The sequence below is a fragment of the Candidatus Eisenbacteria bacterium genome (assembly GCA_005893275.1).
In the GTDB taxonomy this organism is placed as follows: domain Bacteria; phylum Eisenbacteria; class RBG-16-71-46; order SZUA-252; family SZUA-252; genus WS-7.
In genome coordinates, this window is record VBOW01000017.1 from 72,372 (window position 1) to 84,266 (window position 11,895).

The window sequence follows — 11,895 nt, forward strand, 5'->3', positions numbered from 1 at the left end:
CCCTCGGGCATGACCCAGATTCTTCCGTAGCCATGCGGGTTTCTCCTTGACAATTCCCCGCGAGGGGTAGAGTCTCCCGCTGTTCCCCCGGCGCACGGCGCCAAATATCCCAGATCCCTATCATCCGTTTTCCTCGGTCTTCTCGTTATCGCGCTAGTCGAAGGATCGGCGGGCGGTGATCCCTGATCCATCCTGCCCGATCCTCATCGGAAACGAAGCACATCCTTAATGGGGGGTCGCCCGATGTCCGCTCGAATTCCGGTCGCGCTCGCGTTTTTCTCCCTTTCCATCCTCGCTGGGGCAACGAATTCGCAAGCCGCGCCGTCCGCGGTGGACCGGGCTCACGATGTCACGCTCGCGCAGAGTCCCTCGGAACGCGCCCGATCCGTGAGCGGTGTCGCGCCGGTCCTGACCGCGCCCGCGCCGATGACTCTCCCGGGAGGCACGACCGCGGACCAGGTCCTCCACGCAACGGACGGCGACGGGGACCCGATTACGTTTTCGAAGTCGTTCGGTCCCGCGTACATGACCGTGACCACGATCGATCCGGACTCCGGCTCCGCCACGGGGAATGTGCACCTCGCACCCTCGCTGGCCGACGTGGGCCCGCAAACCGGCGGGATCGCGGCGAGCGACGGTGTCCTCACCTCTGCCCAGACGCTGAGCATCACCGTGACCGGCCCCGACAGACCGCCGGTCCTGGCGCAGCCTCAGCCGATGAGCGGGCGGGCGGGCGAGACCATCGATCAGGAGCTGACGGCGACCGATCCCGACGGGGATCTTCTATCCTTTGTCAAGGTATCCGGCCCTGCCTACATGTCGGTGCAGACGATCGAAGCCGCGGGGAGCGGGGCGACGGGTCTCGTTCGTCTGGCTACGACGGCCCAGGATAGCGGATCGACCACGGCCACCGTCGGGGCGAGCGACGGGCAGCTGATGGATCAGAAGTCCTTCGCGATTACGATCCGGGCGAACGCCTCTCCCGTGATCGACTACATCCCCACGCTCGTGCTAAGCGCGGGGTCGACGCTCGACCGTTCGGTATATGCGAGCGACGCCGACGGGGACTTCATCACGTTTTCGAAGGCCTACGGCCCGAACTTCATGACCGTCTCCACGGTGAGCTCGTCGCCGGGCTACGGAACCGGGAACCTCCACCTGGCCCCGGCGCCCCCGGAGGCGGGGAGCTATGCCGCCGCGGTCGCCGCAAGCGACGGAGCGCTCGAGGCGCAGAGCTCGTTTACGATCATCGTCAACCCTCCGAACAGCGCGCCGATCTTGAGCCAGCCGTCCGACATGACGGTCACGCTCGGCGATGTGGCGGAGCAGACGGTCACCGCGACCGACCCCAACGGCGACTTCATAAGCATCTCGAAGCAGTCGGGGCCGGGGTACGTGACCGTCTCGGGCTTCGGCTCCGGGGTGGCGACGGGGACCATTCGAGCTACCCCTGGGCAGGGCGACGCGGGGTTGGCCTCCGTCACGATCCGGGCGATGGACTACGAGCTGGCCGACACGAAATCGTTCACGATCAATGCCCTCGCCGGGAACTTTCCACCTCCCTGCGGCGCGGGGGCTTTCATCCCCGTCACGACCAGCTTCGGGTTTGGCACGATCGAGGTCCAGACGGCGGATCTGAACGGGGATGCCGTGCTGGACCTGGTCGTCGAGATGCCGGGACAAAGCCGCCTCTTGGTGGCGCTGGGGTCGGGGGACGGCACATTTGGAGCCCCCACCGATCTGCCGGCGACGAACGCCCCTGTTTCCGGCGTCATCGCGGATTTCAACCGGGACGGGATTCCGGACATCGCAACCCCGAATTTCAATTCGAATAACGTTTCGGTCTATCTCGGGGACGGCACGGGAGGGTTCGGGGCGAGGCAGAATTTCACAGTGGGCTCCTCACCACGATCCATCGTCGCGGCGGACGTGAACCGTGACGGCAAAATCGATCTCCTGACGTCGAACCAAGGATCCAGCAACGTCTCCATCCTGCGCGGGGTGGGGAACGGAACCTTCCTCGCGGCGACCTCGATTCCAGCCGGGTCGTCCGCGTGGAATCTCGCGACCCCCGATCTGAACGGCGACGGAGCGCCCGACCTGGTGGTGGTCAACCCGGGGGACCAGGACTTTTCGGTCTTTCTCAACAATGGTTCGGGAGTCTACGGATCGAGGACCGACTACACCGCAGGCGCCGATCCGCTGGCCGTGGCTGCGGCGGATCTGAACGAAGATGGCAAGGTCGACGTCGTGGTGACGAGCGCCAGCTCGAACTATGCCTCCGTGTTCCTCGGGGTCGGTAACGGCGCGCTGAGCCCGAGGCGAAATTTCACGACCCACTTCGGACCCCGGCTGATCGCCATCGTGGACTTGAACGGCGACGGCCACCTCGATCTGGGAATCTCGAATCTGGATTCCAACGACGCGTCGATCCTTCTGGGAGACGGTTCCGGGGCGTTCGGCCCCCGCACGGATGTGCCGGCGGGGGACGGGCCTTATGGGATCGCCTTGGGAGACTTCGACGACGATCTTCGGAGCGATCTGGCGATCGCGAATTACTTCGCCGGCAGTGTGACCGTCCTCCTGAATCATTGCGCCCCGCCGCAGGATCATCCCCCTGTTGTGACGGCGCCCAAAGCGGCCTCCGGCGCGGAAGGGTCAGAGATCACGTTCAGCATCAGCGCGAACGACCCGGATGGCCCTGCCATCTCCAGCTTGACGGCCGATTTCTCCGGGTTGCCGATCGGAAACAACGCCACCTTCACGCCGGAGGCGTCCAACACGGCGGGCGTGTTCCGTTGGAGGCCCGGCTTCCAGGATTCGCGCCCGACACCCTACGCGGTGACCTTCACGGCGGCAAACGTACGGTCCGCCTCGGCGACGACGAAGATCACGGTCACCGATATCAACAGAGCCCCGACCGCCAACGCGGACGGGCCCTACACGGCCTTCTCGGGAGTCCCGCTCACGTTCGACGGGACGGGCTCGTCCGATCCGGACGGCGACCCCCTGACATACGCATGGGTGTTCGGCGATGGCTCGACGGGAAGCGGGGCTACGCCCGCCCACGCCTACGCGTCGATCGGCCTCTACGGAGTGGCGCTGACCGTTTCCGATGGGTTGGCATCGTCTCTCGCCACAACCACCGCCAACATCGTCGGCGTGTTCCAGGCGCGGGCGTTCACCGCGAGTGGGAACCGCAGCATCCGGTTGAGCGCAGGCAAGCCGCGGTGGTGCGCGAGCCTCGAGCCCATCGGAAGGTCGTTCAGCATCGTGACCGTGGACCTCGCGTCCATGGTGATGAAGTCTCACGGTACGGGTTCCGTCGAAGAGGTCCACGCGATCGTGGACAAGGGCACGATCTTCAGCGACGCCGACGGAAACGGGGTCCAAGAGATCACGGCCTGCTTCCGGAAGGAGGATCTGCGCCTTCTCTTCAGCAACCTCCGCGGGACCACTCCGGTCACTATCACCTTCGAGGGTCGCCTCTTCACCGGCGGGATCTTCCGCGCGCAAATGGATGTCCAGGTCACCGTCGGGGGCGGGAAGCTCGCCGCCCTGGTGTCCCCGAATCCGCTCAATCCCGAGGCGACGCTCACCTTCATCACGACCGAGCCGGGTCCCGTGCGGGTCCGTCTCTTCGATTTGAACGGTCGCATGATCCGATCCCTGCTCGAGGAGTCGGACGCTCCGGCGGGCTACCATGACGTGCGGATTGACGGGCGTGACGAACAGGGCGGGCGGCTGGCTTCCGGGCTCTACTTCTTCCGGATCGACTCGCGGGAAGGAGTGGTCCTCGGAAAGGTCTCGGTGCTCAAATGAAACGCGTTTCCGCGTGCGCGGCGGCCCTTCTCGTGCTCGCTGTCTCCATGGCTCCCACAGGGATCGCGTCCAACGCGCGCTCCACGCCGAACGGCCGAACGCCCCAGCGCGCGCCGCGGATCATCGACAATGCGACCCGAATGGACGCGAACAATCTGGACATGGTCGTCACCAATCACGGGTCGTTCGCGTTCGACCTGACGACCGGGGCCGCGGGTTTGGTCTATCCGAAAGGCTCCACGAACACCGTCCTCTTCGCGGCGGGGCCCTGGATCGGGGCCAGGGTGGGAGGCAACGTCCGCGTCGCGGTGGGGGAATATTCCCAGGAGTTCGTGCCGGGGCCCATGCGGAATGGCACCTTCCTCCCCGACCAGCCCAGCTTTCGGAACTTCAAGATCTTCCGCGGAAACACGACGAGCTTCGACTATCTGAACTGGCCCGTGCAGGACGGCGCCCCGGTGGACGGCGCCGGGAGGCCGGCGCTTCTCGGGGACGTGATGACCTGGTGCGTCTACAACGACGCGGACTCCGCGGTCCATTCGAACAACGCGGGCATGACTCAGCCTTTGGGGATCGAGGTCCAGCAGTCCACGTTCGCGTTCGATCGAGCCGGACCTCTGGGGAACACGATCTTCGTGAAGCTCAAGTTCACGAACCGGGGGTCGGACCGGCTCGACGACACGTACCTGACCCTTTGGAGCGACCCGGATCTGGGCGGGTTCGCGGACGACCTGGTCGGCTGCGACACGCTCCGGGGCCTGGGCTATTGCTATAACGCGACCAACGCCGACCAGCAGTACGGGTCGTCCCCGCCCGCCGTAGGGTTCGATCTCCTCCGCGGCCCGATCGTTCAGCATTCCCCGGGAGTCTTCGATACGCTCGGAATGACCGGGTTCAACAAGTTCATCAACGGGACCGATCCGATGACGGCGACCGAAAGCTACAACTACATGCAGGGCCTGAACCCGGACGGCTCGCCCATCCACGTGAACGATGATCCATTCGCTCCGATCACCACATTCCAGGTGAGCGGGGATCCCGTCGCGGGCTCGGGCTGGCTGGACACGAACCCGGCCGACCGCCGGATCATGATCTCCTCGGGCCCCTTCACCATGGCTCCCGGGGACTCGCAGGAAGTCGTGCTCGCGATCATCGTTGGCCAGGGAACCGACCGCTTGGCATCCATCACGCAGCTCAAGTTCTTCGACGACTTCGTGCAGTCCGCCTTCGATGCGGGCCTCCTGCGTTCGGGGCCTGAGATCCACGCCCCTGCCGCGACGACGGTGGACGAAGGGCAGGGGCTCGAGTTCCAAGTCACGGCGAGCGACCCCGCCGGGGCGGCCGTTGCCCTCAGCGCGTCGGACCTTCCTGTCGGCGCCACATTCCTCGACACCGGGAACGGCATCGGAGTGTTTCGATGGACCCCGGGCTTCGACCAAGCCGGGGTGTACTCGGTCGGCTTCACGGCGACCGACTCGATTGGATCCTCCGCCGCCACGACCGTGATCACGGTCCGGAACGTCAACCGAAAACCCGTCGCCCGCGCGGGCGGCCCCTACTCGGGCTTCGTAGGCGTGCCGGTCCGCCTGGACGGCGGAGCCTCCTCGGACCCGGACGGAGATCTCCTCGCCTTTTCGTGGTTCTTCGGGGACGGCGAGACCGGATCGGGTCCAGCTCCGGAGCATGCCTACGGGCAGAAGGGTGTCTACGGGGTTGCGCTGACCGTATCGGATGGAGCCCTGGACGACATCGCCACGACCTCCGCCACGATCGCCGAGATCTTCTCCGCCCGGGCCTTCACGTCCGGCGGGAATCACTCGATCCGCCTCACGGCAGGAAAGCCGCAATGGTGCGTCCAGATCGAGCCCATCGGTCGCTCCTACGAGAACTCCATGGTCGACCCAGCCGACATCATCATGAAGTCGTCCGGAACGGGCTCGGTGGACCGGATCCACGCGCTCTCCGGCAAGACTGTGATCGGATCGGATCGGGACGGAAACGGAATCGAGGAGATCACCGCCTGCTTTTCGAAGGAAGACCTGCGGCTCCTCTTCGGCAACCTTAGAGGTAGAACCAGCGTCCCGGTCGAGCTCGAGGGGGGCGTTCTCACCGGAGGTCGCTTTCGCGCGGCGCTCGACGTCGGTATCGTCGCGGCGGGAGGAGCGCTGGCCGCGTCGGTTTCGCCGAACCCGCTGAATCCCTCAGCGACTTTGAGCTTCGTCACGCCCGAGGCCGGGCCGGTGCGCGTCTCCCTCTTCGACATCTCGGGGCGTCGCGTGCGCACGCTGCTCGAGGTGTCCGACGCTTACGCCGGATTTCACAGCGTGGGCATCGACGGACGAGACCAGGGGGGCCGGGAGTTGCGGTCGGGAATCTATTTCTACCGCATCGAGACGCGGGCGGCCGTCACGGCCGGGCGGCTGGCGGTGCTTCGTTAGGACCGTTCGCCCCGCATTTTCGCATCAACGGGGGGTGAAGGCGGTGGCCAAGGGTGCCGATACTCCCCCCATGAACCGCCGTCTCTATTTCACCATTCTCGCGGTGATCCTCGCGGGGGTGGTCCCTCCCGCGACCCGCCCGGCGACCTCCAGGGCCGCGGATGAGGGAGCCGCCGCAACGGCGGACCCCGACCTCACCTTCTTCGACGGGAGCGACTGGGCGCCCCTCGGGACGCACGGCGTCTCCCTCGAGGGCCCCGGCTCGACGCCTGCTGGAACCGCCACCGCGAGCTTCAAGGCGAACCTGGGCGGCCCGAAGACCTATGCGGTCCTCGCGGGGCCGACGAGCGAGGTCGTGCTCTCGATCGCCCGGCCACGGTTCCGTATTGCCTCCGATCGAACAGGGGCTCTTCGGGTGCAGCTCGCCCAGCTCGAGACGAAAGACGAGAACCGCCGTACCCCGATCGAGCGGGGCAAGGGCGGCACCGTCTACACGAAAGGCATCGATCTCGAGGTGACCAGGGTGGCGGAAGGGCTCTGGGAGCTGAAGCCCACGAAGTCGCTTCGGCCGGGCGAGTACGCGCTTGCCGTGAAGGACGCTGAGTCGGTCGCCGATTTCACGATTGTGGACAGGGGGTACTAGGCCCGGGCGAAACGCCGCGCTTTTCCGTCCGGGAATGCGGGGCTCCGGGAGTAGACTCCTGGAATGGGCCGTCTCGCCGCGCGCTTCCCGGTCGCCGCAATCGCCGCGCTCCTCTCCATGCTGAACGCCACGCCCGCCACCGCCTCAGCCCCCGGCTACTTCGTCGACTCCACCCAGGCGGCCGCCGAGCGCCCGATCGATTCCGTGGAGGCCGACGGTGACTTCACCTTCTCCATCCATCGCCGTTATGAGGATCCACTGGGCGCTCGCCTCCTCGGGATCGCCGAGGCGACGTATCCACCAAGAGACCGCCTCGTGGGCATTGCGATCGAGAAGGGATTCGACATCGGATCCGACTCGTCGCGCACCCCTCTCTGGTGGTGCGACGGGCTCGGCGTGGCGCGCGTACCGTACGCGGTCACCGCGGGGGCGCTCGAGCACTACCTCAAGCTCACCGAGCGCTTCCGCGGGCACAATTTCCGCGGGGCGTGGGCGCGAAACCTCTTCTGGACCGACCTGAGCTATCGGGCCTCGATCGCACCCCGAGACGAGTATTCCTCTGAGGGAGCGTCCGTCGCGGATGTCTACGTGGCCGAGATGAATCTTTCCTGGGGCTACGACGACGGCACCTTCGTGCCGGTGTCACTCGCGCATCGGATCGTCGTGCTGGCGCGCGACGGGACGGTCCTCGACGTAGAAGGGGACGGCGAAACCAAAGAGCAGGTGTTCTTCTCTTCCCACCGTGGAATCGGGCGGGTGGATCGGGTGATGCGCTGAGCGGACCCCCCTAATCCTTCCCCGCGAGCCACGCGTCGAACTGGCGGAAATCGTAATCCCGCCCCAGGAAGTCATGCACCATGTCCTTCGCGGGCCTCGTTCCGCCGGGCGCGAGGACGGTGTAGCGGTAGCGCTTCGCCATGACGGGGCTCAAGAGATCCCGCTTGTCGAACATGCTGAACATGTCCTTCGAGATCACGAGCGACCACATATAGGTGTAGTAGAGCGCCGAGTAGCCGTCGAGGTGCCCGAACGAGGTCTGCATGTGGGAGTCGGGCATCGGCGGAACCGGCGTGTAGCGGGGCTCGAGATCGGCCACGGTGCGGTCCGTGACCACCTGGTCCGGGGGCCGGTTATAAATATTGAGAGAGACGGCGGAGTAGAACGCCTGGGTCGCGGTCGAGAGCGCGCGCCCGAAGGCGTCCGCGCGCCGCATCTTCTGGACAAGCTCCACGGGGATCGGCTGGCCGGTCTTGTAGTGCTTCGCAAACGTCCGTAGCACCTTGGGGTCCCACACCCACTCCTCGAGCATCTGCGAGGGGGCTTCCACGAAGTCGCGCTCGGTGGCTGTACCCGCCACCGGCTCCCAGCGGCCCTGGCCCCCGAAAATGCTGTGCAGCAGGTGCCCGAACTCATGGAAGAAGGTTTGCACCTCCGAGTGCTCCATGAGCCCCGGGTCGCCGGGCTTTCCACCCGGGAAGTTGCAGATCAGCGCGTGCTCGGGGAGCTGGAGCCCCCGGGCGCCTTGCCGGATTCCGAATTTCGCGGCGTGGTTGAATTTCCCGGGCCGTGGGTGAAGGTCGAAGTAAAAACGGCCGAGAAGCTTGGGACCCTCCCACACCTCGTACGCTTCCACCGAGGCATCCCACACCGGAGCGTTCTGGATGCGCTTGTAGGTGACGCCGAACATCCTGGACGTGGCCCTGAGGACGCCCTGCTTGACGCTCTCGAAGGGGAAGTAGGGGCGGACTTCCTGGGGGTCGAAATCGAAATCGCGTTTCCGGATGAGCCGGCCGTAGTAGGAGACTTCCCACCGGTTGACCTGCGTGGCGGCCGGGTCGTCCTCCTGCCTCCGCTTGAGATAGACCGCGTATTCCTCTTGGGCCCGTTTGAACGTCGTGTCGTTGAGCCGCGCGATGAAGTCGGCCGCATTCTTCGCCGTGCCGATCATCTTGTCCTCGGTGATGTAGTCCGCCCACGTGTCGTAGCCCAGGATCCGCGCGACCCGATAGCGCTTCGCGAGCAGGGAATCGAGCACGGCGATGTTCGCGGGGTAGCCCCGGTTCATCGCCTCGTGCATGAGATTCCGCCTCAGGTCGTCCCGCCTGGCGTAGCGGACCACCGGGATGTAATCGGGAGTTTCGATGCTGAGCGTGATCTTCCCGTCCGGGCCCGGCGGGTGGGCCTTGATGAAATCGTCGGGAAGCCCTTCCAGCTCGGCGGCGCTCGCCACCTGGATCTTCCGCGAGTCGGTGCGGATGTTCCGGTCGAAATCCTGTCCCACCTTCACCAGCTCTTCGTAGATGCCGGCGATCTGTTTCCGCGTCGCCTCGTCCTTGTCGACGCCGGCGCGGCGGAAATCGCGCAGCGTGCGCATCATGAAGTACTGGGTGCGGGGGTCCGACTTCGAGACATCCACGCTCGAGAGCGCGTCGTAGACGGGGCGGTTCAGGCTCAGGTCGTCCAGAAACTTGTTCGCGGTCTGAGAAACCTCCTCCGCGGAGGCACGGTACGCGGAGTCGGGATGCACCGCTTCCAGAAGATGGGCTTGGTAGGCGACGTTCTCGCCGTGCGCCATCGCCTCGTTGTAGAGCGTGAGCGTGTTCTCCACGGTGCGGGGACCCTGGACCGCCAGCATCCGATCGATCGCGTTCTGCGCCTGCTTGAGCCCGGCCTCGGCCGACGCCCGGAACCCGGCCGTGTCCGGTCTCCCCGAGAAGAAGGGGGGCGTGACGGCGCTCGCCGCAGCTGGGCTCCTCGCGCCGTGCGAGGCCGCCGGGCACAAGAGCAGAGCGGTAAGAGCGAGACAGGGGAGAACGGGCGTGCGCCCGGCGATGATCCTGACGGACACGAACCCTCCTCTCATCGGAGCGGCTTCTGGAATTTGTGCTGCGATTTCACGATGGCGTACCCGAGATCCTGATAGAAGCGGTGCGCCTCGGTGCGAATCGTGTTCGACCGGAGGGTCAGGCGCGTGTATCCCCGCTCGCGGGCCCAGGCTTCCGCGGCCGCCATGAGCGACGTTCCGATCCCCGCGCCGCGGGCGCGTGAATCCACGATCAATCCGCCCACTTCGGCCTGCCCTTCGGACTCGATCAGATGATGCCCGAAGACATGCACCCAGCCCCACACGCGGCCGTCGGAGTCGGCCGCCACGAGCACCCGCGAATCGTCATTCCCCTCGATGCCGCGGAATCGCGCCTCGATCTGGGACCGGGTGGAGGGATAGCCAAGCTCGCCGGCCAATGCGGCCACCTGCTCGGCATCTCCGAATGCCATCGCGCGGATCGTCGTCGTCATGCTGCCGCTCATGAGGCGGACGCCGAGGGTCGGGCGCGAGATATCCACACGCGGATCCAGAAACCCGGGGCTAGAGGAAAATTCCGAACGTCACGGGAATGATCTGGGTCTTGAAATCGCTCACCACCGCCTTGTTCAGGCCCTGGTCGGTGTAGATGTTTTCGATTTTTCCTTCGATAAAGCCGTGCGCCCCGAAAAGGGAAAACGACACGCCCGCGCCTCCGTCGATGCCGAACTTCGTGGTGGAGGGGGCCGCTTGAGCTCCGCTCGAGTCGGGGTCGGCCTTGACGTTGAACGCCCCGAGCCCCGCGGTGATGTAAGGTTTGATGGGACCGGGCACGGGAAGGTTGAAGGTCGCGTTCCCCAGCCCGGAGAGAATGCGCCCATTTCCCGCGAATCCAACCGCCGACTGGTCCAGCTTGAAGCGGTGGTAGGCGAAGGCTCCGCTCAGGTCGAAGGGCATTCCCGGGAGCCTGAATTTCAGGATCCCCGTACCGTGCCAGCCGCTCTTGAATGCGTCCTTGGCGTCGCTCACCGGCACGCTCACGCCTCCGCCGAATCCGATCGTGATCGGCTTGATCGGCGAGGCGGACGCAAGGCTGGAAGAAACCAACAGAAGCAGCAGCATGGCAGCTATGGCGCGTGGTCGCATCTTTCGGCCTCCCAGTGGATGGTTGAACGCGGGCCCCGTAAAGGAGTCACCGCAGGGTAGCCAAGCTGTCCCGGCAGCGCAAGCGCGGCCCACGAGGGGATCGACTCGATTGCGACGGGTCGCCGCCCGCGCCGATGCTACTTCGCGGGGCGGGTGCGCCAGATGTCGATCTGGCCCAGGACCCAGCTCCAGTGGGTGAGGGCGAAATACCCGGTGACACCGGCGACGCAGATCACGAAAAACGCGGTCACGAGCAGTCGTTGCCGGAGGCGGGCGGCTTGGTCCAACTCGTAGAAGCGCCACAACAGCTCCGCCTTCTCCTCCGGGCTGAGGGTCCGGCGATGCATCAGCTTTTGTACCACGCGGGGGAGACGCTTGGGGTCGCCGCTATACCTGCCCTTCCAGCGTGGGAGAGGCAGGTCGGTTCGGGTCGGGTCGATCTCGATTCCCTTTTCGTGCTTATCCATCTTGTCGCGGGAGCGTAGGAGCACCGGCGGGGTCCCGCAAGCGGGAAAAGAGCTCCTGTAACGAGGCAATGATCTGACCGCGTTTAACAAGTGATCTGTCCGCTTCCCCCCAACGGGGCTGCCGGATGGTATGTCCCGCGGGACTGTCGCGGGAGTATTGCGGGGAGGGTGTAGCGGGAATGTAGCCGGGGTGTAATCCGGAGGGGTAGGGCGCTGGAGACGCGCGCCTTGCGGGTTGAGAGTGCCGAACCACCCTCCGTTTCAAGGTGTTCCGTGGCGCCCTGACGTGCCCCGACGTGCCTCATGGAAGCAACTCAAAATCCCCCGGGGGTAACCCCCATGCAGGTTCGAGCTCTGCCCCGGGCAATGGAGTTAGGGAATCGGCGATAGCCTAGGATCCCCTTTATTTGAGCACGGAGATTTTTCCGACGACCTCTCCTCCACGGGTGTCTATCCGGTAGAAGTAGAACCCAGAAGCCAGCCGCCCTCCGTGCTCGTCTCGCCCGTCGATCCTCACGTCGTGATAGCCCACGGGAGCATCCGACTCCTCGAGGAGGGACCGGACCATGCGACCGT

General features: G+C 65.6%; 8 protein-coding genes. 4 read left to right on the top strand and 4 right to left on the bottom strand.

Annotated elements, in window-relative coordinates; translation table 11 throughout:
• The first annotated feature begins 228 nt into the window (after positions 1-228).
• From E6K76_03025 to E6K76_03040, 4 genes are all read left to right on the top strand, one after another.
• A complete protein-coding gene (locus E6K76_03025; GenBank protein ID TMQ60105.1) occupies positions 229-3,822 on the top strand; it encodes a PKD domain-containing protein in 3,594 nt (1,197 codons plus the stop codon).
• Positions 3,819-6,260: a PKD domain-containing protein gene (locus E6K76_03030; protein TMQ60106.1), complete on the top strand. Its 2,442-nt coding sequence runs from the start codon at positions 3,819-3,821 to the stop codon at positions 6,258-6,260. The genes E6K76_03025 and E6K76_03030 overlap by 4 nt, the downstream gene beginning before the upstream one ends.
• 70 nt (positions 6,261-6,330) lie before the next feature.
• Entirely contained in the window at positions 6,331-6,903 is a 573-nt protein-coding gene (locus E6K76_03035) for a hypothetical protein (protein ID TMQ60107.1), read from the top strand.
• A gap of 63 nt (positions 6,904-6,966) precedes the next feature.
• Positions 6,967-7,680: a hypothetical protein gene (locus tag E6K76_03040; protein TMQ60108.1), complete on the top strand. Its 714-nt coding sequence runs from the start codon at positions 6,967-6,969 to the stop codon at positions 7,678-7,680.
• A 10-nt stretch (positions 7,681-7,690) separates the two neighbouring features.
• Here E6K76_03040 and E6K76_03045 read toward each other — a convergent pair whose 3' ends face one another.
• The 4 genes from E6K76_03045 to E6K76_03060 all read right to left on the bottom strand — a co-directional run bounded on the left by E6K76_03045 (position 7,691) and on the right by E6K76_03060 (position 11,319).
• Positions 7,691-9,766 carry a Zn-dependent oligopeptidase gene (locus E6K76_03045; GenBank protein TMQ60109.1) on the bottom strand — a complete coding sequence of 692 codons (2,076 nt, stop codon included), beginning with the start codon at positions 9,764-9,766 and terminating at the stop codon, positions 7,691-7,693.
• The gene (locus E6K76_03050) at positions 9,763-10,248 is read right to left on the bottom strand and encodes a GNAT family N-acetyltransferase (GenBank protein TMQ60110.1); all 486 of its coding nucleotides are present in this window, start codon (positions 10,246-10,248) and stop codon (positions 9,763-9,765) included. The genes E6K76_03045 and E6K76_03050 overlap by 4 nt, the downstream gene beginning before the upstream one ends.
• A gap of 22 nt (positions 10,249-10,270) precedes the next feature.
• Positions 10,271-10,852, bottom strand: coding sequence for a hypothetical protein (locus E6K76_03055; GenBank protein TMQ60111.1), 582 nt, complete (start codon positions 10,850-10,852; stop codon positions 10,271-10,273).
• Between the two features lie 137 nt (positions 10,853-10,989).
• A complete protein-coding gene (locus E6K76_03060) occupies positions 10,990-11,319 on the bottom strand; it encodes a hypothetical protein (GenBank protein TMQ60112.1) in 330 nt (109 codons plus the stop codon).
• Positions 11,320-11,895 lie beyond the last annotated feature (576 nt).